Origin of the sequence: Frigoribacterium sp. CFBP9029, assembly GCF_034045305.1 — a bacterium.
Classification (GTDB): Bacteria; Actinomycetota; Actinomycetes; order Actinomycetales; family Microbacteriaceae; genus Frigoribacterium.
The window spans coordinates 352,674-374,643 of sequence record NZ_JAXCWB010000002.1 but is presented as its reverse complement, the minus strand read 5'-3'; the positions used below and the strand labels follow the sequence as shown (position 1 = coordinate 374,643).

The 21,970-nt window shown below is 73.0% G+C and carries 20 protein-coding genes; 9 read left to right on the top strand and 11 right to left on the bottom strand.

Annotated features, from left to right (window positions below; genetic code table 11):
* Positions 1-75 precede the first annotated feature (75 nt).
* Genes SOM11_RS04285 through SOM11_RS04270 form a run of 4 tightly spaced genes read left to right on the top strand, consistent with a single transcriptional unit; the run spans position 76 to position 6,507 of the window.
* Positions 76-1,413: an ABC transporter substrate-binding protein gene (locus tag SOM11_RS04285; protein ID WP_192060493.1), complete on the top strand. Its 1,338-nt coding sequence runs from the start codon at positions 76-78 to the stop codon at positions 1,411-1,413.
* On the top strand, positions 1,410-2,306 hold the full coding sequence (locus SOM11_RS04280; protein ID WP_192060492.1) for a carbohydrate ABC transporter permease: 897 nt from the start codon (positions 1,410-1,412) through the stop codon (positions 2,304-2,306). The genes SOM11_RS04285 and SOM11_RS04280 overlap by 4 nt, the downstream gene beginning before the upstream one ends.
* Complete coding sequence (locus SOM11_RS04275) at positions 2,303-3,277, top strand: carbohydrate ABC transporter permease (protein WP_192060491.1); 975 nt, start codon at positions 2,303-2,305, stop codon at positions 3,275-3,277. The genes SOM11_RS04280 and SOM11_RS04275 overlap by 4 nt, the downstream gene beginning before the upstream one ends.
* Positions 3,274-6,507, top strand: a complete 3,234-nt coding sequence (locus SOM11_RS04270) for a glycoside hydrolase family 2 TIM barrel-domain containing protein (RefSeq protein ID WP_320477267.1) — start codon at positions 3,274-3,276, stop codon at positions 6,505-6,507. Before SOM11_RS04275 ends, SOM11_RS04270 begins: the two co-directional genes overlap by 4 nt.
* On the opposite strand, the gene SOM11_RS04265 is transcribed toward SOM11_RS04270, so the two are convergent.
* Positions 6,494-8,239, bottom strand: coding sequence for a bifunctional NAD(P)/FAD-dependent oxidoreductase/class I SAM-dependent methyltransferase (locus SOM11_RS04265; RefSeq protein ID WP_320477266.1), 1,746 nt, complete (start codon positions 8,237-8,239; stop codon positions 6,494-6,496). The two genes, SOM11_RS04270 and SOM11_RS04265, sit on opposite strands and share 14 nt — an antisense overlap.
* Before the next feature lie 129 nt (positions 8,240-8,368).
* Between SOM11_RS04265 and SOM11_RS04260 the strand changes: the two genes are divergently transcribed.
* Both SOM11_RS04260 and SOM11_RS04255 read left to right on the top strand, forming a co-directional pair.
* The gene (locus SOM11_RS04260) at positions 8,369-8,881 is read left to right on the top strand and encodes a hypothetical protein (protein ID WP_320477265.1); all 513 of its coding nucleotides are present in this window, start codon (positions 8,369-8,371) and stop codon (positions 8,879-8,881) included.
* A gap of 44 nt (positions 8,882-8,925) precedes the next feature.
* Positions 8,926-9,435, top strand: coding sequence for a DUF427 domain-containing protein (locus tag SOM11_RS04255; protein WP_192060487.1), 510 nt, complete (start codon positions 8,926-8,928; stop codon positions 9,433-9,435).
* A 142-nt stretch (positions 9,436-9,577) separates the two neighbouring features.
* Here SOM11_RS04255 and SOM11_RS04250 read toward each other — a convergent pair whose 3' ends face one another.
* The 9 genes from SOM11_RS04250 to SOM11_RS04210 all read right to left on the bottom strand — a co-directional run bounded on the left by SOM11_RS04250 (position 9,578) and on the right by SOM11_RS04210 (position 18,615).
* Positions 9,578-10,174 (bottom strand): hypothetical protein, encoded by a 597-nt coding sequence (locus tag SOM11_RS04250; protein ID WP_192060486.1) that lies wholly within the window; start codon positions 10,172-10,174, stop codon positions 9,578-9,580.
* A 239-nt stretch (positions 10,175-10,413) separates the two neighbouring features.
* The gene (locus SOM11_RS04245; RefSeq protein WP_320477264.1) at positions 10,414-10,941 is read right to left on the bottom strand and encodes a hypothetical protein; all 528 of its coding nucleotides are present in this window, start codon (positions 10,939-10,941) and stop codon (positions 10,414-10,416) included.
* A 7-nt stretch (positions 10,942-10,948) separates the two neighbouring features.
* A complete protein-coding gene (locus tag SOM11_RS04240) occupies positions 10,949-11,428 on the bottom strand; it encodes a heme-degrading domain-containing protein (RefSeq protein WP_243216322.1) in 480 nt (159 codons plus the stop codon).
* A gap of 166 nt (positions 11,429-11,594) precedes the next feature.
* On the bottom strand, positions 11,595-12,884 hold the full coding sequence (locus tag SOM11_RS04235; protein ID WP_320477263.1) for a glycosyltransferase: 1,290 nt from the start codon (positions 12,882-12,884) through the stop codon (positions 11,595-11,597).
* 127 nt (positions 12,885-13,011) lie between these two features.
* Positions 13,012-13,899 carry a patatin-like phospholipase family protein gene (locus SOM11_RS04230; RefSeq protein WP_320477262.1) on the bottom strand — a complete coding sequence of 296 codons (888 nt, stop codon included), beginning with the start codon at positions 13,897-13,899 and terminating at the stop codon, positions 13,012-13,014.
* Between the two features lie 106 nt (positions 13,900-14,005).
* On the bottom strand, positions 14,006-15,169 hold the full coding sequence (locus SOM11_RS04225; protein ID WP_320477261.1) for an MBL fold metallo-hydrolase: 1,164 nt from the start codon (positions 15,167-15,169) through the stop codon (positions 14,006-14,008).
* Positions 15,170-15,340: 171 nt separating this feature from the next.
* Positions 15,341-16,372: an NADPH:quinone reductase gene (locus tag SOM11_RS04220; RefSeq protein ID WP_320477260.1), complete on the bottom strand. Its 1,032-nt coding sequence runs from the start codon at positions 16,370-16,372 to the stop codon at positions 15,341-15,343.
* Between the two features lie 131 nt (positions 16,373-16,503).
* On the bottom strand, positions 16,504-17,466 hold the full coding sequence (locus SOM11_RS04215; protein ID WP_320477259.1) for an acetylxylan esterase: 963 nt from the start codon (positions 17,464-17,466) through the stop codon (positions 16,504-16,506).
* 105 nt (positions 17,467-17,571) lie between these two features.
* Positions 17,572-18,615: an LLM class flavin-dependent oxidoreductase gene (locus tag SOM11_RS04210; RefSeq protein WP_320477258.1), complete on the bottom strand. Its 1,044-nt coding sequence runs from the start codon at positions 18,613-18,615 to the stop codon at positions 17,572-17,574.
* 66 nt (positions 18,616-18,681) lie between these two features.
* On the opposite strand from SOM11_RS04210, the gene SOM11_RS04205 reads away from it, so the two are divergent.
* Positions 18,682-19,083, top strand: coding sequence for a hypothetical protein (locus SOM11_RS04205; protein WP_192060478.1), 402 nt, complete (start codon positions 18,682-18,684; stop codon positions 19,081-19,083).
* A gap of 47 nt (positions 19,084-19,130) precedes the next feature.
* On the opposite strand, the gene SOM11_RS04200 is transcribed toward SOM11_RS04205, so the two are convergent.
* Complete coding sequence (locus SOM11_RS04200; protein WP_192060477.1) at positions 19,131-20,459, bottom strand: MFS transporter; 1,329 nt, start codon at positions 20,457-20,459, stop codon at positions 19,131-19,133.
* Between the two features lie 90 nt (positions 20,460-20,549).
* Here SOM11_RS04200 and SOM11_RS04195 point away from each other — a divergent pair, with 90 nt between their 5' ends.
* Entirely contained in the window at positions 20,550-21,407 is an 858-nt protein-coding gene (locus tag SOM11_RS04195; RefSeq protein WP_192060476.1) for a LysR substrate-binding domain-containing protein, read from the top strand.
* 101 nt (positions 21,408-21,508) lie between these two features.
* Positions 21,509-21,952 (top strand): hypothetical protein, encoded by a 444-nt coding sequence (locus SOM11_RS04190; protein ID WP_320477257.1) that lies wholly within the window; start codon positions 21,509-21,511, stop codon positions 21,950-21,952.
* Positions 21,953-21,970 lie beyond the last annotated feature (18 nt).

The window sequence follows — 21,970 nt, the reverse complement described above, 5'->3', positions numbered from 1 at the left end:
CTCGGCTCAAATCCGAGTGGGCACTCGGAATTGTGTTAGGTTCGGCGGGTCCCGTCCACGATGAAGTGAGTCACGATGAGCCCCCTCAGTCGACGTCAACTGCTCGGCTTCGGCCTGAGCGCCGGCGCTGCCGCGATCCTGGCCGGGTGCGCGACACCCGGCACGACCTCGGTCAACAGCCTGCCGACCATCCCGCCGGCCGACGGCCGCGTCCGCCTCGAGTACTGGGCCTGGCTCAAGGGCCTCGACCAGGTGACCGACCTCTACAACCGCAGCCAGGACCGCGTCCAGGTCGAGACCGTGTTCATCCCGGGTGGCAACGCCGGCGGCTACCAGAAGCTGTACTCGGCGCTGGCGGCGGGCGCCGGCCCCGACATCGCCCAGGTCGAGCTGCGGTCGCTGCCCGAGTTCCTGCTGGCCAACGGCGTCGTCGACCTCTCGCGCTACGGGATCGACCAGTACCGCGAGCTCTACGACCCCACGCTCTGGAACCAGGTCAGCTACACGGGCGGCGTCTACGCCGTGCCGCAGGACAGCGGACCGATGGGCATGTTCTACCAGCCGGCCGTCTTCGACCAGGTCGGCGCGTCCGTGCCCGCCACGTGGAGCGACTGGGCCGCCGTGGGCGCCGAGCTGAAGGGCGCGGGCGTGCTGATGGACTCGTTCCCGCTCGCCGACGCCTCGCCGTTCGCCGCCTACGCCACCCAGGCCGGCGCCTCGTGGTTCCGCGCGGAGGACGACGGGTGGGTCATCGACATGACCGACGAGGCGACGATGAAGGTCGCGGCGTTCTTCGACCAGGCGATCGACGACGGGATCGTCACGACGGCCTACGGCGCGTACACGCCCGCCTGGTTCTCGGCCGCCGCCGACGGGAAGATCGCGTCGGTAGCGACGGGCTCGTGGGGCGACGCGCTCATCGAGGGCGTCAGCGGCGCCTCGGGCAAGTGGCGCGCCGCGCCCCTGCCGACCTGGGAGGACGGCTACGCGTCGTCGTTCCTCGGCGGGTCGACGGCGGCGATCCTCGCCAACAGCCGGCACCCGCAGGAGGCGCTCGACTTCGCCGTCTGGATGACCACGACCCCCGAGGGCGTCAACGCGCTGATCGAGTTCTGCGGCATCGGCTGGTCGCCCGCCGTCGACGTGGTCGGCGACCTGCGCGAGAAGCCGAGCGAGTTCTTCAGCGGTCAGAACTACAACCAGGAGGTGTTCGTGCCCGCCACGAAGGAGTCGAGTCAGAACCAGGACTGGAGCTGGTGGCCCGTGACGCAGCAGTCGTTCAACATCCTCAGCGACGGATTCCGCGGCAAGGCGTCGGGCGGGACCCTCGTCGACGCGGTGGTGCAGGCCGAGAAGGACATCATCACGGTCATGAAGAACAAGGGCCTCTCGATCCGCAAGGCCGGCGCATGAGCGGCCCGTCGTCGCGTTCGGTCGCCCGGGCACCGTGGGTGCTGCTCTTCCCGTTCCTCGCGCTGTTCCTGCTGACCTTCATCGTGCCGATCCTGATGGCGCTCGTGTCGAGCTTCACGCAGGTGCGCCGAGGCGGTCTCTTCGGCGAGACCGGCGTCGTGACGCAGTTCGCCGGGTTCGGCAACTACGCCCAGGTGCTCGGCGACCCCAACTTCGTCGCCTCGATCGGGCGCATGTTCCTGTTCGGCATCGTGCAGGTGCCGCTGATGCTCATCCTCTGCACGGTGCTCGCCCTGCTGCTCGAGTCGGCGTCGGCGAAGTGGCCGGGGCTGTTCCGCGCCGCGTACTTCCTGCCGTACGGGGTGCCGGGCGTCATCGCGACCATCCTCTGGTCGTTCCTCTACGTGCCCGGTCTCAGCCCGATCATCGACGTCGCCGAGACGTTCGGCGTCTCGCCCGACTTCCTCGGGCCGAACACCGTCCTCTGGTCGATCGCGAACATCGTCACCTGGAGCTACACCGGCTACAACATGCTGATCATCATCGCCCAGCTCAAGTCGATCCCGGTCGAGCTCTACGAGGCCGCGAAGGTCGACGGCGCGTCGCCTCTGCGCGTCGCGACGAGCATCCAGCTGCCGTTGATCCGCCCGGCCCTGCTGCTGACCGCCGTCTTCTCGATCATCGGCACCCTGCAGCTGTTCGCCGAGGCGCAGGTGCTGCAGCGCGTGGCCCCCGCCATCGACAGCCAGTACACGCCGAACCTCAGCGCCTACACGACCGCCTTCGCCTACAACGACTACAACGTCGCCGCGGCGCAGTCCGTGCTGATCGCGCTCGTCGCCTTCACGCTCTCGATCGTGTTCCTCACCATCACGAACAGGAAGTCCGCATGAGCCCCCGCGCCACGGTCGCCGAGCACGCCACCGAGACCGAGTCGATCGTCACCGCCGGGCAGGGCGGGAGGCGCGGCGCGGGTCGCGTCTCCGCCCGACGCTCGCGTGGGGCCGGGCCCGACAGGTCCGCGGGTCGCAGCCGCGCCTCCACCATCATCGTCACCGCCGTGCTCACGGTCGTCGCGCTGTACTTCCTGATCCCGGTCTACTGGGTCGTCGTCGCGGCCACGAAGACCACCGGCGACCTCTTCGGCACCTTCGGCTTCTGGTTCGCCCCGTCGTTCGCCCTGTGGGACAACCTCGGTCAGGTGCTGACCTACGGCGACGGCGTCTTCGTCCGCTGGCTCGGCAACTCGGTGCTCTACGCCGGCGTCGGCGCCCTCATCGCCACCTACTTCGCCGCGGCCGGCGGCTACGCCCTCGCCAAGTACGAGTTCAAGGGCCGCAATCTGGTCTTCGGCACGATCCTCGGCGGCGTGCTGGTGCCCGGCACCGCGACCGCGCTGCCGCTGTTCCTGCTCTTCAGTCAGATGGGTCTCGCGAACACCTACTGGAGCGTGCTGCTGCCGTCGCTGGTGTCGCCGTTCGGGCTGTTCCTCTGCCGCATCTACGCGCAGGCGACGGTCGACACCTCGCTGATGGAGGCCGCCCGCCTCGACGGCGCCAGCGAGCTGCGCATCTTCCACACCCTGGGTCTGCGCATCCTCACCCCGGCGCTCGTCACGGTGTTCCTCTTCCAGCTCGTCGGCATCTGGAACAACTACTTCCTGCCGCTGGTGATGCTGAGCGACGTCGACAAGTTCCCCGTCACGCTGGGTCTCAACAACTGGCTGAGCCAGACCGACCGACTGCCCGAGTTCTACCAACTGACGACCGGCGGCGTCCTGCTGTCGATCATCCCGCTCGTCATCGCCATGATCGTGCTGCAGCGCTTCTGGCGCGGCGGCCTCACCGAAGGATCCGTGAAGTGACCTCCGTCGTCCCCTCGACCACCGCCTCCTCGACCACCGCCTCTTCGACCACCGCCGGCTCGCCCCTCTCGCCGCCCGTCGGGTACCTCTCCGACACGGGCCCCGGCAGCGGTCGCCGCTCGCCCGCGCGCTCGTGGCTGCACAGCGACGCCCCGCGTCTCTCGCTCGACGGCGAGTGGTCGTTCCGCCTGCTCGCCGGGGTGCCGGGGCTGCCCGGCGGGCGCGGCGTGCTGCCCGACGGCGAGGGCGCGTACGACGTCGGCTCGGTCGACCTCGACGACTCGGGCTGGGAGACAATCACGGTGCCGTCGCACTGGGTGCTCACGGGCGACGGTCGTCGCGGCGCCCCGATCTACACGAACGTGCAGTTCCCGTTCCCGACCGACGCGCCGCACGTGCCCGACGCGAACCCGACGGGCGACCACCGGCGCACCTTCGAGCTGCCCGCCTCGTTCGAGGGCGCCGAGCGCGTGCTGCTGCGCTTCGACGGCGTCGAGTCGACGGCGGTCGTCTGGGTCAACGGCGTGCACGTCGGCGTCGGCGTCGGCAGCCGTCTCGCGCAGGAGTACGACGTCACCGATCTCGTGCACCCCGGCATCAACACCGTGGCCGTGCGGGTGCACCAGTGGTCGGCCCAGAGCTACGTCGAGGATCAGGACCAGTGGTGGCTGCCCGGCGTCTTCCGCAGCGTGTCGCTCGAGGCGCGACCGGTCGGCGGCATCGACGACGTCTGGCTGCGCAGCGAATGGCACGGGACGGCCGGCGAGACGGCAGGAGGCGCGACGATCGTCGCCGAGATCACCGCCGGCCCCGCCGCGTGGCCGGTCACGCTCGCCGTCCCCGAGCTGGGCGTCGACGTCACGTGGGAGTCCCCGGCCGACGTCGCGCCGATCGAGCTGATCGACGTCGAGCCGTGGAGCGCCGAGGTGCCGCGACTCTACGAGGCGACCGTGTCGAGCGCCGACGCGGTCGAGACGATCTCGCACCGGCTCGGGTTCCGCACCGTCCGCATCGTCGGCGACCGGTTCGAGGTCAACGGCCGCCGCGTGGTCTTCCACGGCGTCAACCGGCACGAGGTGCACGCCGACAAGGGACGCGTGTTCGACGAGGAGTACGCGCGCCGCGACCTCGAGCTGATGAAGCGGTTCAACGTGAACGCGATCCGCACCTCGCACTACCCGCCGCACCCGCGCCTCCTCGACCTCGCCGACGAGCTCGGCTTCTGGGTCGTGCTCGAGTGCGACCTCGAGACGCACGGCTTCGAGCGCGAGCGCTGGGTCGGCAACCCGAGCGACGACGCCGACTGGCACGACGCCTACGTCGACCGCATGGTCCGCACCGTCGAGCGCGACAAGAACCACCCGAGCATCGTGATGTGGTCGCTCGGCAACGAGGCGGGCACCGGGCGGAACCTCGCGGCGATGGCCGCGTGGACCCACGCGCGCGACCGCGGTCGACCGGTCCACTACGAGGGCGACTACACCGGCTCGTACACCGACGTCTACTCGCGCATGTACTCGTGGATCGACGAGACCCGGGCGATCGGCGCCGGCGACGAGGGGTTCCGCCTGCTCGGCTGCACGGCCTCCGAGGCGGCCCGTCAGCGCTCGAAGCCGTTCGTGCTCTGCGAGTACGTGCACGCCATGGGCAACGGCCCCGGCGCGGTCGACGAGTACGAGCGGCTCGTCGACGAGTACCCGCGTCTGCACGGCGGCTTCGTCTGGGAGTGGCGCGACCACGGCCTCCGCACGACGACGCCCGACGGCGTCGAGTACTTCGGCTACGGCGGCGACTTCGGCGAGGTCGTCCACGACGGCAACTTCGTCATGGACGGCATGGTGCTCTCGGACGGCACGCCGAGCCCGGGTCTGCACGAATGGGCCCAGGTCGTCTCGCCGATCCGACTCACGGCGACTCGGGCCGCGGGCACCGACGCCGACGCCGACCTCGCCGGCGCGTCGATCGTCGTAGAGAACCGCCGGCACAGCGCCACGACCGCCGACGTCGAGCTGCTCTGGTCGCTCGAGCACGACGGCGACGTCGTCGCCACCGGGCGCCTCGACGCGCTCGACGACCGCGGGCGCGCCCTGGCCGCGGGGGAGCAGGTCGCCCTCGCCCTGCCCGGACTCGAGGTGTCGGCGACCGGCGAGACGTGGCTCACGGTGCGGGTCGCCCTCCGCGCCGACCACGGCTGGGCCGACGCCGGTCATGTGCTCGCGACGACCCAGGTCGACCTGAGCGCGCCGGCGGCCGTGCGCCACGTCGCCGCCTACCCGCGGCCCGCGGCACCGGGTGCCGGGCGGGACGACTCGACCCGCGCCTCCTCGGGGGCCCTCGACGGCGCCCTCGAGCTCGGCCCCGCGTCGTTCGTCGACGGCCGGCTCGTCTCGCTGGCCGGGCGACCCGTCTCCGGCCCGCGGCTCGAGCTGTGGCGCGCCACGACCGACAACGAGCGCGGTCACTGGGATGCCCCGCGCGACATCGACGCCGACCCGATGCGCGACCGGCACCGCACCGACCTGCCGACCGACGAGCTGCTGCCGAGCGCCGAGACGATCGCGAAGCGGGCCGGGCTGCACCGCCTGACCTCCCGGGTCGAGTCGGTGCGGTCGTCGTCCGAGCACGTCGCCGTCCGCACCCGCTGGGCCGCCGCCGACAGTCGCCACTCGGTCACCGTCGACGAGCGGTGGAGCCTCGAGCGCGGCGAGCTCTGGCTCTCGCTCGACCTCGTGCCGTCGGCCGGCTGGGACCTCTCGTGGCCGAGGGTCGGCGTGCGCTTCGACCTGCCGCTCGACGTCGACCGCGTCTCGTGGTTCGGCACCGGCCCGCTCGAGTCGTACCCCGACAGCCGCGAGGCCGCCCGGGTGGGTCGCTTCGAGTCGAGCGTCGACGACCTCACCGTCGACTACGCGCGGCCGCAGGAGAGCGGGCACCGCAGCGACCTCCGCAGCCTCGAGCTGCGGACCGGGGCGGGCGCCCCGTGGCTGCGTCTCGACGCCGCGCCCGACACCGCCGGGCGGCGCCCCGGGTTCTCGCTGCGGCGGCACACGGCCCAGCAGGTCGACGCCGCCGAGCACCCGTTCGAGCTGCCCGAGCCCGAGGCGACCCACCTCTGGATCGACGCGGCGCAGAACGGCGTCGGCTCGCGGGCGTGCGGGCCCGACGTCTCGGCCCCGCACGTGCTGCGACCCTCCGCCCGGGCGATCCGGCTGCGGGTCAGAGGGCTCTGACCGCGCGGACGACCACATCGCGGACCGTCGCCGGGCCCTCGTGCCCGGCGGCGGTCTCGCGTTCGCGGGTCTCGGCCGTGACGATCGTCCACTCGACCGGGTCGAACAGCGCGACGAGCTCGTCGACGCCGAACATCAGCTCGGGGTGGTGCAGCCGGTGCGCGTCGGAGTCGAGATCCGACAGGTCGTGTCCGACGATGAGCACGCTGCCGCCCGGCGCGACCGCCTCGCCGAGTCCGCGGAAGACCTGGTCGCGGTCCGCCGCCGGCAGATGCATGAAGTGCGACGTGACCAGATCGTAGGAGGCGCGGGGCGGCGTCCACCCGGTGATGTCGTGCTGCTCCCAGGTGATGCGCCCGGCCGCCTCCGCGTCGACCTCCTCGGCCCGAGCGCGCGCCTTGTCCAGTGCGTTCACGGCGATGTCGGTGCCCGTGACCGTCCAGCCCCGGCGCGCCAGCCAGATCGCGTCGCCGCCCTCGCCGCTGCCGATGTCGAGGGCGCGGCCGGGTGTCAGCGCCGCGACCTCGTCGACCAGCGCGGCGTTGGGGTCGCCGCTCCAGGCCCAGCCCTCGGTGCCGTAGCGGTCCTCCCAGTAGGCGGCGTCGAAGAGCTCGCCGCCGGTGGTGTGCGGGCTCTGGCTCGGGGGTGCGGTCTCGGGTGCACTCGCCGACCGGCGGGTCGCGTCGGCGCCCCAGGTCTCGACGGCCTCGACGGCGGCCCGGGTCTCGGCGGACACGAGGTCCATGTTGAGCGCGGCGCCCGCCATGACGCCGGACGCCGCGGCCATCACGACCTGGTGACCGGGGTTCGTCAGGTTGCCGGCCAGCCAGACGCCCGGTTCGGCGCTCTGCCCCGTGACGGGGTCGGCGACGACGATCGTGCCCATGCCCGACGGGTGCGGTTCGGCGTCGAGACCGAGCGAGACGAGCACGTCGCTGCGAGCCGCGACGGTCGTCGCGACGGCGACGGCGCCCACCGGGACGGTCGTCCCGTCGGCGAGGACGACTCCGGTCAGACGGTCGTCCTCCACGCGCACCGAGGCGACGGGCCCCTCGACGATGCGGACCCCGCGCGCCTCGAGACGCGCGCGGTCGGCGTCGTCAGGGGCCAGGCGGTCGTTCGCGAACAGGGTGACGTCGTCGCTCCACTGCCGGAAGAGCAGCGTCTGATGGATGCTCATCGGCCCGGTGCCGATCACGCCGATGGCACGGTCGCGCACCTCCCAGCCGTGGCAGTAGGGGCAGTGCACGACGTCCCGGCCCCAGCGTGCGGAGAGTCCGTCGACGGGCGGCAGAGCGTCGACGAGGCCGGTGCTGACGACGAGGCGACGGGCGCGCAGGGTGCGGTGGCCGCCGTCGGGGGTGGCGACCTCGACGGTGAAGCCGGGCGCGCCTCCTCGGCCGGTGCGGCGGACGTCGGTGGCGGTGCCCGAGACGATGACCCCGCCGTACGACTCGACCTCGGCGCGCCCGCGACGGAGCAGCTCGAGCGGGGCGATGCCGTCGAGTCCGAGGAACCCGTGGACGCCGTCGGCCGGGGCGTTGCGCGGCTCGCCCGCGTCGACGACGACGACGTCGCGGCGGGCCCTCGCGAGCGTCAGGGCGGCGCTGAGGCCGGCGGCCCCTCCGCCGATCACGACGGCGTCGTGCTCGATGGCGTGTTCGTGCTCGTGCTCGTGTGCGTTCTCGGTCTCGGGGGAGTCGGTCCGGGGATGGGTGGTGTCGTGCGTCATAGTCGATGACCTCCTGACTCCAGGGTGCCGGTTGATGACCTGCGCGGCAACGTCTGTTGCCGAAGAAGCAAAAGATGATCCGCGCCCTCCGGTCGTCCCCGTCTCGGCGGCGATGCGAGGATGGTTCCCGTGACCGAGACCCGATCGGCCTTCCTGGCCTGCGCCTCCGTGGCCGTCCGGCTGCTGGAGCGACCCGAGCTGGCGGCGGCCTGGGCGCTGCCGTCCGTGCACGACGGGCTCCGGGTGGGCGACGTCGCGACGGAGCTGGTGCGGGGGCTGCGTCTGAGCGCGCTCGGGGTGGGCCGGGGTCCTTCCGTGCCGTCGGTGCTGCGTCCGACCGCGGAGTCCACGGCCCGCGAGGCGCGACTGCTCGTCGAGCGTCTCGAGCAGCATGCGGTCGGCGCTTCGGCGGGTGGTCCCATCGATCGCGGCGACATCCCGGCCTCGCGACTCGCCTCCCTCGCCGCCGATCTCGAGGACCTCGCGCTCAGCGTCGGTCAGCACGTCGACGTGTCGCCGACGACCGCCCGGGCCGCGCTCGAGCTGCTCGTCGCGTCGGCGCGTGGAGCCACGGGCGGCGTCGCGGCCCTCGACGGCCTGTCGTCGACGCTCCGTTCGGCACCCGCGGTCGTCCGGGCCTGAGCATCGCCCCGACGACTCGTCGGCCCGGGGTGCACGATGGCGGGATGAGACGCAGCGTCCGCCGACCCGACCGCGACATCCCCGGCCCCGGTCAGGAGTCCGTCTGGGACTATCCCCGACCCCCTCGCGTCGAGGCGCGCACCGAGCGCATCGTCGTGCGACTCGGCGGGCAGGTGGTGGCCGACACGACCCGCTCGTTCCGCGTGCTCGAGACCAGCCACCCGCCGGTCTACTACCTGCCGCGGAGCGCGTTCGTCGAGGGCGCCCTGACCCGGGGCGACGGATCCAGCATGTGCGAGTTCAAGGGCAGCGCCGGCTACGTCGATCTGCGGGGCGGGGCGGACCGGTCGAGCGGAGCCGGCTGGTTCTATCCGTCCCCGTGGGCGGGGTACGAGCAGCTCGTCGACCATGTCGCGCTCTACCCGGGTCGCGTCGAGTCGATCGAGATGGACGGTGAGACCGTGCGGGCGCAGGAGGGCGACTTCTACGGCGGCTGGATCACCGACGCGATCGTCGGCCCGTTCAAGGGACCGCCCGGCACGCTCGGCTGGTGACCCGCGCCTCCTCGGTTCCGTGCTGGCGGCCTCGAGTGGTCAGAAAAGGTCCTTCGGGCTCAGATGAACGGCATCTTCCGACCACTCGACGCGAACACCGAGGAGGCGCGGGTCGGCCTGCGAACGACGCGCGGCCCCCGGGTCAGGGAGACGTCGAACCCGACAGCGCCGCGACCACCTGCTCGGCCTCGGGGAACCACCGCGCGTAGTGGTCGGGGTCGTCGTTGATCTGGACGGCGTGCGCCGCCTCGGTCGGCGACAGCTCCTTCCAGCCGGGGATCGCCACGAGCTTCGAGAAGAACCGGGTGGCCGCCGAGTACGGATCCATCCGCTCGGCATAGGTTCCCCAGGCGCCGTTGTCGCGTTGCTGGAAGAGCCCGCGACTGTCGGGGCCGACCGCGTCGCCGTGGTCGATGTTGCGCAGGCTGGACTCGCCCATCGCCGTCATCACGCCGATCGCCTGGGTGTGCTCGCCGATGCCCTGCGCCCGGGCGGCCTGCATGATCCACGCCGCGTTGATCAGGCGGTCCTGGCAGTAGCCGGCGACCGGACCGGCAGGCACCTCGATGTCGCCCACCATGACCGGGTCGACCGCGGGGCAGGTCACCGGCGGAGTCACGGGTCGCGCCACCTGATCGCGCGGCGCCGCCAACGACGACACGACCATCACGAGCGCGACGACGAGAGCCAGCACCGCGGCGCAGAAGACGATCGACGCGGCGATCAGCACTCGGCGCACAGGTGGGCCTCTCGGTCGGGCGGATGGAGCAGACGGCTCGGAGGCGTCTGACGGAGTCCGAGGATATCGTCCGGTCTCGGACCCTCACTGGGCGCGAGCCGAGGAGGCGCGGCGTGCCTCGCCGACGACGCCCGCCCCCCCCTGGAGCACGTCCCCTTGAGCACGTCGCCTGGAGCAGATCGCCTAAAGCAGGTCGCCTAGAGCAGATCGCCTAGCGCGGATCGCCAGGAGCGGATCGCCTAGAGCAGGTCGCCTCGGTCGGCCAGGTACGCCGCCGCGTCGCGTACCTCGCCGGGCCCGGCGCCCCAGCGCACCAGTGCCCGGCCGTCGGAGACGAGGAGGCGCTGGTCGCCGGCGACGAGGGCCGCGGTCGAGAGGTCGATGGGCAGATAGGCGTAGTCGACGACCTCGCCCTCGGTGAAGTGACCCCGGGCCGCAGCCCGCCGTTCGGCCTTGCGCCTCTCGACCGACGGCGAGAGGTTCTGCGATCGGGTCGGTTCGAGGGCCCGGGTGATGCGACCCGTCTCGTGCACACGGCCGTCGGTCTCGAGCAGCAGCACGCCGAGGCGCCAGGCCCGGCCGACGGGCTCGAGCGAGTCGGCGGTCTTCACGACGACGATCCGGCGCGACGGCCGGTAGCGGGCGAGCGCCTCGGTGCGGGCGTCACGCGCGGCGAGGTCGCGGGCCGTGTCGGCGAGCAACGCGCGGAGCTGCGCGGCCGCCTGCTCATCGGCCTCGCTCGGTGCGGGCGCGATCGGTGCGGGCACGATCGGCTCAGGAGTCGTAGCCGTGCGCCAGGAAGTCGTCGAGCACCTCCACGACCAGGGCGTGGTCGTCGGCCTGCGGCAGCCCCGACACCCCGACGGACCCGACGACGCCCACCCCGACCACCGTCACCGGGAAGAGACCGCCGTGGGCGGCGTAGAGGTCGGTGTCGAGACGGGACTTCTCGTCGAAGGTGGACCCGGCGACGCGGAACGACTCGCCGACCCGGTACGAGCTCTGCCCGTAGCGCTCGACCACGCGGGCCTTGCGGTCGAGCCACTCGTCGTTGTCGAGCGACGTGCCGGGCAGCGCGGCGTGGAAGACCCGCTGGCGGCCCTTGCGCACCGTGACGGTGACGGCGAGACCGCGGCGACGCGCCTCGGCGAGCAGGAACGCACCGAGATCGAGAGCGGTGTCGGTGGTGAAGCGACGGAAGACCAGGCGCTCCTCCTGCTCGGCGAGCTCGGTCAGCAGGGTGTCGTCGGTCATGAGGGCCTCCGGTCGATGCGGGTCGTCTGGTCGCATCCGAGCATAGGCCGGGCCCCTGACATCGGAGCCGAGAGCATCGGAGCCGGGGGCGTCCGAGCCGGGGGCGTCGGGCGACCCTGCCGACCGGGCCCCGGAGGCCGTGCGTCGGTGACCCGTCGCCGAACGGTCAGCGGCGGACTCCGGCGGACGCGAGCTCGGAGCAGTCGTCGCTGCCCGCGACGCGGCAGTACACGTCGGCCAGCTCGGCGGCCGACCACGCCCACGGGTGGTCGAGCGCCCTGGCCCGGGAGGCGCGCGAGAGTCGCCCGGCCCACTCGACGTCGCGGACGACGCGGGTGATGGCGGCCGCCCAGACGTCGGGATCGCGCGAGTCGAGCACGACGCCGGTGACGCCGTCGACGACGCTCTCGCGGAGTCCGCCCGAGGAGGCGGCGATGACGGGCACCCCGCTGGCGGCCGCCTCGAGGGCGATCAGGCCGTAGGTCTCGGAGTGCGACGGCACGAGCACTGCGCGCGCTCCGCGCAGGAGCGTCGCGAGACCGGTGCGCGTGCGGGGGCCGACGAAGCGCACGGTGACGTCGAGCTCGTCGACGAGGGCCAGGAGGTCGTCCTCGTAGCCGGCGAACTCCGTCGACGCGCCGCCGGCGATCACCAGGTCGGGGCGCACCTCCGCGGGCACGGCGGCGACCGCGCGGATGGCGAGGTCGGGGGCCTTGAGCGGCTCGAGGCGCCCGGCGACGACGACGTAGGGGCGTGCGGGGTCGACGACCCGCGCCTCCGCGGTGCCCTCCGATGCGGTGTCTTCGTGAGCCGTCTCGTCCGACACCGTGCCGTCGAGCGGGTGGAACAGCTCGCTGTCGACGCCGGGCAGCACGACGGCGACGCGATCGGGGCTGCCGCCGAGACGGGTCAGCACGGTCTCGGCCTCGGCGCGGCTGATGGCGACGACGGCGTCGGACTCGCGGGCCAGGTGGGCCTCGCCGGCGAGGCGGCCGGGGGACTCCGCGCGCTCCCCGTGCGAGAGGGGGGTCGAGTCGGCGGCCGCGATCGAGTGGAAGCTCTGCACGTGGGGCACGCCGAGCGCTCGGGCGACGGGCAGGGCGGCCATGCCCGAGAACCAGTGGTGGGAGTGCACGACGTCCCATGGACCGAGGTCGGCGAGACGGTCGCGGAACTCGTCGACGAAGAGCTCGTTGCGGCCCTTCGTGACGGGCTCGGCGGGGCCCGCCGCGACGAAGTGGAGCGTGACACCCGGCGACAGGTCGACGCGGGGCGGCTCGTCGGGCGACGAGCGTCGCGTGACGATGTCGACCCGGTGGCCGGCGGCGCCGAGCGCCTCGGCCTGGTTGCGCACCACGACGTTCATCCCGCCGACGTCGCCCGAGCCCGGCTCGGCGCCGGGGGAGGTGTGCAGCGACACGAGCGCGATGCGGAGCGGGGATGAGGCGGTGGTCACTTCCCGAGGGTACCGGCCCGCAGGTGCGCGCGGCCCGCGCGCCCGGTGCGCCGGACGATGCGGGCGAGTCCGGCCAGGACGGTCGCCCGGACGCGCCCGTCTTCGCCGGACCCGCCCGGCCGGCGGATCAGGCGGCCGCGCCGGTCCAGAACATGCGGACGTCGTCGAGCAGCGCCTCCGCCTGGCGTCGTCCGGCCTCGGCAGCGGGGCGGCGGGTGGCGGTCGACAGCACGTCGCCGCCGAAGGCCGCGAGAGCCTCGGCGTCCGCCTGGATCACGAGCACCTCGCGCCCGGCAGCACGGCGGGCCGCGACGACCTGGGGCAGCGTCGGCCCGAGCGGCGAGACGTCGAGCTCGGGGCCGCACGAGAGCACCAGCACCCGGTCGTACTCGTCGGCCACGTCGGCGTTCGTGCCCGAGCGGACCCCGCCGTCCATGGTGGGGCGCCCGTCGATCTCGACGGTGGGCCAGACGACGGGCACCGAGCAGCTCGCGGCGACGGCCCGGTGGAGGTCGACGCCCGAGTCGGCGTCGAGGGGGCGGAAGGCGCCGTCGGTCGCGTCCACGGTGCAGACCGTGAACGCGCAGGTCGGCCAGCCGACGTCGCCGAATCGCGCGCGCATCGTCGTGAGCAGGGCGGGCTCGTCGCCGGTGACCGGTGTCTGCCGGGCGAGCGCGCCGATGCGGGCCCGCGCCTCCTGCTGGTCCGTCGCGCCCATCAGCGCCTGACCGAGCGTCTGCTGGAACGCCTCGGGGTCGATCGAGCCGGTCGGCAGCTCCGTGACCGCCTCGTACTGCTCGCGCAGACCCTCGTCCACGCGTCCGAGCCGCACCATCGTGCCGACGACCGAGCCGGCCGACGTGCCGACCACCAGATCGGCGTCGTCGAGGGCGACACCGGCCTCGAGGAGGCGCGACAGCACGCCGAGCTCCCAGGCGATTCCGGTGATGCCGCCGCCGCCGAGGACGAGAGCGGTGCGTGGGCGGGAGGAGGCGGGGCTGGTCATGTCGTGCATCTCCGGAGTGTCGGCGGTGTGTCGGTTCGATGGCGTCTCGGGCGCGGGTCGTCTCGGGTGCGAGATCGCGCTGCCACGGGGCCGGCCCCGACGGTAGGCCCGTCGCCTAAGAGGACGGTCGGAGTTCGCCGAGTCGGCCGAGCGCCTGCACGTGCCACTCGGTCTGGGCGAGCGCCGAGCCGAGCCGGTAGCCGTGCAGCGAGGCGATGCCGCCGGTCCACGACATGCGTTCGGCGACCTGCCAGACCGTCGGACGGTCGAGAGACGCGTCGGTCGTGCCGGCATCGGACGCGCTGGGGTCGGTCGTACCGGCGTGCGTCGTGCGGGCATCGGTCGCGCTGGCGACTGTCGTGTCGGCGTCAGTCGGGCTCTCGCGCGCCCCCGCGAGAGCGTCGAGCGCGGCTGCGGCGTCGGCGCTGCGGGCGGCACGGTGATCGACGAGGGCCTGCGCCCGGTCGGAGAGACCGACGAACCGGAACTCGTGCCCCGGGCAGACCTCGAGGGCGTCCGCCCCCGGGACGTCGAGGGCGATGACCCGACCGAGCGACGCGAGGTAGTCGTCGAGGGGGTTGCCGTCCGCCCGGCCGCCGAGCCCGATGCCCGGGTTGATGCGCGGCAGCACGTGGTCGCCGGTGAAGATCAGCCGCTGATCCGGTTCGACGAAGCAGAGGTGCCCGGCGGTGTGACCGGGGGTGTGGACGGCGCGCAGTCGTCGCCCGGCGATCGGCAGCTCGTCGCCGTCGGCGAGCAGCAGGTCGGCGGTGACGCGGGGGAGGTGGCGACCCGATCCCCACGACGCGACCAGCGCCTCCTCGTCGTCGGCCGGTGCGCCCCAGCGGGCGATGTCGGCGTCGGCTGCGGCGGCGTCGGCGGTGCGCTCGTCGAGCGCGCGCTGCTCGGACGCGTGCAGGGCGATGCGGGCTCCGGAGGCGCGGCGCACGGCATCGGCACCACCCAGGTGGTCGGCGTGCAGATGGGTGATGGCCACGAGGGCGATGTCCGCCATCGTGTGGTCGATCTCGCGGAGTGCGGCCTCGAGCCGGTCGAGGTTCGCGTCGTCGGCCCACCCGGGGTCGATGAGGGTGAGCGCGCCGTCGGAGCCCTCGACCAGGTAGCCGAGCGAGAAGTCGCCGTCGCCGAACGGGAACGGGATCGACCAGACTCCGTGCCGCACCTCCTCGACCGGGGGCAGCTCGCCGCGGTCGAGCGCCTGCGCCTGGACGGCGCTGACGGGGGTGGGAGGAACGGGTCGGCTGGCAGGGTCGCTCACCCTCCGAGCCTAGCCAGGCCCGCCCCGCCGCCCGCCCGCCGTGCCGCCCGCCCGCCGCCCGCCCGTCCTGCCGCCGCCCCGGCAGCGATGAACCCCGTTCGCGAAGATGAACCGCGATATACGGCGGTTCATCTTCGCGAACGGGGTTCGCGGCGGCAGCGCGGCCGACGGCTACTCGGCCGACACCTCGATCAGCACCTTGCCGACGATGTCGCCCTCGACCGCCTCGTGCGCGGCCGCGGTCTCGGCGAGCGGGAACGTGTGCACCGGCAGGCCCGCGGCCTCGCCGATCGGCAGCACCCCGTCGCGGAGGGCCGCCGTGACGTCCTCCGCCGCGGCGTCGAGCGCCGCCGCGCCGACCGTGTACAGCAGCACGAACTGGTACCGCGTGTTGGTGATCATGTTCGCGCGGATCGGGATCGTCGTCGTGTCGCCGCCGTTGTCGGCGTAGATGGCGACGGAGGCGCGGTGGGCGACGACGTCGGCGAGCAGGTCGGCGTTCTGTGAGATGGCGACCTCGACGACGACGTCGACCCCGTCGGGTGCGATGGAGCGGATCTCGGCGGCGGCGTCGCCGGTGCGGTAGTTCACGACGTGGTGCGCGCCGGCGGCGGTGGCCAGCGCCGCCTTGGCGTCCGAGCTGATGGTCGTGATGACCGTTGCACCGGCCCAGCGGGCGAGCTGGATGGCGGCGTGACCGACGGCACCCGCGCCTCCGGCGACGAGAACGGTCGCGCCGTCGAGGCTGCCGGGGGTCAGGCGGCTCGGGCCGTCCTCCCAGACGGTGAGCGCGCGGTGGGCGGTCATCGCGGGGACGCCGAGCGCGGCGCCGACGTCGAGTCCGATGCCGGCGGGCAGCGGGACGACGAGTCGTGCGGGCAGCACGGTGAACTCCTGCGCCGTGCCGGTCGGGCGCTGGTAGGCGGAGAGGTACGTCCAGACCCGGTCGCCGACCGAGAGCCCGGTGACTCCCTCGCCGACGGCGTCGACGATGCCCGAGCCGTCCTGGTTCGGGGTGACCTCGTCGAACGGCAGGCTCTCGCCCGGCTCGCCGCCGGCTCGGGACTTCCAGTCGGTGGGGTTGACGCCCGACCACACGACGCGCACGCGCACCTCGCCGGCGGCGGGTTCGGGCACCTCGCGGTCGACGAGCTGCAGCACGGTGGTGGCGGGTCCGGTCTCGGTGTACACGATCGACTTCATGCCCGGAGCCAACCAGACGCGGCCGCCCGATGTTCCCGCCGCCTCGGAGACCGCGCTCGAGGAGTCACGACGCGCCGCGCCTCCTGCAGTCCCCTCGGCGTGTCGTGACTCTTCGAGTCCGGAGAGCCGGCTCAGGCGGACGCGCGGCGGAACGCGGCGAGCGCCAGCAGGTCGTCCTCGGGCCCGCCGCCCTCGTGCCCGTTGTACGGCCAGATCGTGATGTCCTTCGGTCCGCCGTAGGCGTGGAACGCGCCGAACACGGTCGACGGCGGGCAGATCGGGTCCATCAGCGCGGTGGTGAACACGGCGGGAGCACTGCCGCGGCGAGCGAAGTTCACCCCGTCGAAGTACGACAGGACCTCGTGCACCGAGGAGGCGCGGTGCCGGTGGACGGCCAGGTACCGTCCGATCTCCTTGTACGGGTCGGCGTCGGTGATCACGCTGGCTCGGCGGAAGTCGCAGAGGAACGGCACGTATGCCGCGACGGCGGCGAGGTCGGGCACGAGGCCGGCGACGGCTAGCGCGATGCCGCCGCCCTGGCTGCCGCCCACGACGGACACCCGTGCGGGGTCGACGACCTCGAGCGAGCGAGCGGCCTCGACGGCACGCACGGCGTCGGCGAACACGCGTCGGAAGTAGTACGTCTCACGGCTGTCGATGCCGCGCGTCATGACGCCGGGGTGGGCGGGCCCCGAGCCGTCGGGGTCGGGGGTGTCGCCGCGGCTCCAGCCCGAGCCCTGGCCGCGGGTGTCCATCTGGAGGTGCGCGTGGCCGGTCGCCGACCAGAACAGGTTCTCGGTGGGGGCGCCGCGGCCGCCCCCGTAGCCGACGTACTGCACGACGGCGGGCAACGGCCCGGTCGCACCGGCCGGAACTCGCAGCCACGCCCGCACGGGCTGCCCGGCCCAGCCGGCGAAGGTGACGTCGTACACGTCGACCGTCGTCAGTCCGGTGTCGACCGCCTCGACCCGCACGTCGAGGGGGTGCGCACGGGTCTCGTCGAGGGTGGCGGCCCAGAACGCGTCGAAGTCGTCGGGCTCGGTCTGGGTGCTGCGGTGCTCCCAGAGGGCTGTCTCGGGCATGTCGGTGAACATGCGCTCCTGTCTACCCGTCGAGCGGCTCGTCGAGGAGTCACGACATGCCGCGCGCCTCCGATGCGACGCGGCGTGTCCCGACCCCTCGAGCCGAGGAGGCGCGGGTCAGGCCGCCGGCACCAGGTTCGGCACCCAGCCGAACGCGGGAGCGACGTGCTCCGCCACGGTCTGCAGCAGGCGGGCGTTGTACTCGACGCCCAACTGGTTCGGAACGGTGAGCAGCACGGTGTCGGCGGCCTGCACGGCCGCGTCGGCCGCCAGCTGCTCGGCGATGACGTCGGGCTCGCCGATGTAGCTCTTGCCGAAGCGCGACTGCACGCCGTCGAGCAGACCGACCTGGTCGCCGCCGTCGGCCTGGGCGCGCACGCCGAAGTAGCGGCGGTCCTCGTCGGTGGTGATCGGGATGACGCTGCGGCTGATCGAGACGCGGGGCTCCCGGGTGTGACCCGCGTCGGCCCATGCCCGGCGATAGAGCTCGATCTGCTCGGCCTGCAGCTGATCGAAGGGGACACCGGTGTCTTCGGTCAGCAGGGTGCTGCTCATCAGGTTCATGCCCTGCTGCCCGGTCCAGGCGGCGGTGGCCCGGCTGCCCGAACCCCACCAGATGCGCTCGCCGAGACCGGGGGACTGCGGCTCGATCGACAGGCCCTGAGACCAGCCGGTCATCTTCGGGTCCGACCGAGCGACGTCCGCTCCGCCGATCGCGGCCCGGAACAGCTCGGTGTGCCGACGAGCGAGGTCGGCGTCGCTCTCGCCGTCCGCCGGCGTGAAGCCGAACGACTCCCATCCGTGGAGGGCCGGCTCGGGTGATCCCCGACTGACGCCGAGCTGCAGTCGCCCTGCGCTGATCAGATCGGCCGCCGCGGCCTGCTCCGCCATCGACAGCGGGTTCTCGTAGCGCATGTCGATCACGCCGGTGCCGAGTTCGATGCGGCTGGTGCGCGCCGCCATGGCCGCCAGCAGCGGGAACGGGCTGGCCAGCTGACGCACGAAGTGGTGCACGCGCACGGCGGCCACGTCGATGCCGATCTCCTCCGCGGCCTCGGCCAGCTCGATCGACTGGACCAGCGCCTCCCGGGCGGTCGGGGTCGCCGACCCGCGGACGTCCTGATAGTGGCCGAACGACAGGAACCCGATGCGCTTCTTCATGACCGGGCGAACCATCGGCGCTCGCAGCCCATTCCGCCCGGCCGCTCATCTCGGTAGCGTGATCGTGTGGAGAATCGGTTTCGCATCGACGACGACGACCTCGGGGTCGACCTGCAGGCCTCGAGCGTCACGCTCGACGACGACGGGGTGATCGACGCGGTCGTGGTCGCCCAGCGGGTGCCCGCCGCGGCCGACTGGACGGAGTCGCCGCCGCGCCTCCGGTTCCGCGACGTGCCGCTCAAGTTCGACGGGGCCAGCTTCGGGGCGACCGTCGACGACGACCTGCTCGACGAGCACGACATCGCCTTCTGGCTCGAGGGCAGCGACGACGTGCACGGGGTGCTCAGCCTCCGCGCCGGCGACCTGCTGCGCTTCGTCGGCACCACCCACGTCTCGGGCGAGCCCACCTCGTGGCGACTCGACGTCGCCCTCGCGTTCGGCGGCACCAGGCGCGCACCCGCCGTCTGACGGCTCGCGGGTCGCGGCGGCCGCCTCAGCGGTGTCCAGCCGACGCCTCAGCGGTGCGCGATCTCGACCACCGGCACGTATCGCCGCACGCGCATCTGCAGGGTCAGCTGCCCCCGCCGGGCGAGCACGAGGGCGGTGATCGCCGCGACGAGCGCAGGCACTCCACCCGACAGCACCATCGCCGCGTGGGTTCCGAACGTCTCGACGACGAGCCCCATCAGCGGCCCGCCGATGGCCTGCCCGCCGAGCAGCACCAGCACGTACAGCGACATGACGCGGCCTCTGATGGCGATGTTGCTCGAGAGCTGCACCAGCTGGTTCGCCGCCGTGAGGAACAGCAGCGATGCGAAGCCGACGGTGACGAGGGTGACGGCGAAGAGCCCGACCGACGGCATCGAGCCGGCGACCGCCTGGAGCAGGCCCGTCGCCAGCAGGCCGAGCACGATGGTCCGGAGCCGGATGGTCGCCCGCCGCGTCGACAGCAGCGCGCCGGTGAGGGCGCCCACCGCGATCATCGAGTTGAAGAGCCCGTAGCCGCCCGCCCCCACGTCGTAGACGTCGTCGGCGAACGAGGCCAGCAGCACCGGCATCGTGAGGCCGAAGACCGCGTACGAGGCGACGAGCACCACCGGCACCAGGATCGTCGGCTTCGCCCGGGCGTAGGCGAGGCCCGCCCGCAGCTGACCGCGACTGCGCGGGCCCGGCGCCGTCCGGGTCATCTGCGCCGTCTTCAGCAGGCCGAGCATGACGACCACCAGCAGGCAGGCGACCCCGTTGACGACGAACGCCCAGCCGGCGCCCACGGCCAGCAGCAGCACCCCGCTCACGGCGGGTCCGATCATCCCGCCGAGCTGGAACACGCTGGAGTTCACGCTGATGGCGTTCCGCAGGTACCTGTGCCCCACGAGCTCCGACACGATCACCTGCCGTGCCGGGTTGTCGATGACCGTCACGAGACCGGTCGCGAACGCGATGGCGAAGACGTGCCAGGGCATCACGACGCCCGAGAGCGTCAGAGCCGCCAGCCCGAGACTGAGGACCGCGAACACGCTCTGCGTCGCGATCATCAGGGCGCGCTTCGAGAAGCGGTCGACGATCACCCCGCCGAGCAGGCCGAAGAAGAGCATCGGGGCGAACTGCAGCGCCACGGTGATGCCGACGGCCGTCGCGCTGCCCGTCAGCTCGAGCACGAGCCAGTCCTGCGCGATGCGCTGCATCCAGCCCGCCGTCATCGCGACGACGTTGCCGGCCGTCCACAGCCGGAAGTTCGGCACGCTCAGGGCGATGAAGGTGTGGCGCCACGGCGGGCGCTCGGCCATGACGGGCAGGGGTTCGGTGGCGGGGGGCGGGGCGACGGTGCGGGGCGGGACTGACATCACCCACGACGCTACGGCCCGAACCCTCATTCGGACCCGCTATGGTTCGAATCAGTGCCATTGGTCATCCCAATGCACCGAGAGGAGCCCGTGTTCGACCCCGCCCTGCTCGCCACGTTCCTCGCCGTCGCGGAGACCCGCAGCTTCACGAACGCCGGGCTCCGACTCGGCATCAGCCAGCCCACGGTCAGCCAGCACATCGGCCGTCTCGAGAAGGCCGCCGGCCGCACGCTCGTCACGCGCGACACCCGCGAGGTCCGACTCACCGACAACGGCGACGCCATGGCCGGCTTCGCCCGCACGATCCTCGCCGCCCACACCGCCGCCGAGAGCTACTTCAGCGGCTCGGCCATGCGCGGGCGACTCCGCTTCGGCGCCGCCGACGACCTCGCCATCACGCAGCTGCCCCGCATCCTCCGCCACTTCCGTCAGCTGCATCCGCAGATCGACCTCGAGCTCACCGTCAACCAGAGCGCCCCGCTCCGCCGCCGCCTCGCCTCCGGACACCTCGACCTCATCTTCGTCAAGCAGACGGCGGGCGAGAGCACCGAGGGCACCCGGGTCGCCGGAGACACCATGGTCTGGATGGCGCAAGAGAAACTGCAGATCGAGACCGGTCACCCCGTGCCCCTCATCGCCTACCAGGCGCCGAGCCTCAGCCGACAGCTCGCCATCGACGCGCTCGAGTCCGCCGGCCGCACCTGGCGCATCACCTGCAACACCCGCGACGTCAACGGCATGCTCGCCGCCGTGCGCGCCGGCATGGGCATCGCCGCCTTCCCCTTCTCCCTCATCCCCACCGACCTCGTCAAGGTCAGCCGCCGCTTCTCGCTGCCCGACCTCGGAGACGTCGACTACGTCCTCGTCGCCAACCCCGTCGCCCCCCGCGAACCCGTCGACGCCCTCACCACCGCCATCATGAGCCGCGGGGTCAGCCGAGCCGTCTGACCCGCCCACCGCGATCAGCGCCGACCCCCGACCACGCCGACCCCCGGCCACGCCGACCCCGCTGACAGGCCGAGGAGGCGCACGCGAGCACCATGGGCACCATGAACCACCGCCCCTCCCGCACCCCGAACCCCCTCCGCCCCGCCTCCGGGCCGGCCCACCCCGACGCCGACCGTGCCCGCACCACGGCACGGGCGCTCGCCGCGGCTCTCGGGGTCAGCGGGGTCCTGCACCTCGTCCGCCCCGCGGTCTACGACTCGATCGTGCCCCGCGTGCTCCCCGGTCCCGCCCGGACCTACACGGTCGTCTCGGGCGTGGCCGAGATCGGCATCGCGGCGGCTCTGCTGTCGCGGCCGACCCGCCGTCTCGGCGGCACCCTCGCCGCGGCGCTCTTCGTCGCCGTGTTCCCGGCCAACGTCTCGATGGCGGGCCGATCCGTCCGCAGCGGCCGCGCCTCCTCGGTGCGCACCGCGATCGCGATCGCACGGCTGCCCCTGCAGTGGCCGCTGGTGAGTCGGGCGCTGCTCGTGCGCCGCGCCTCCTGATCCCCGACGCACCGGCCG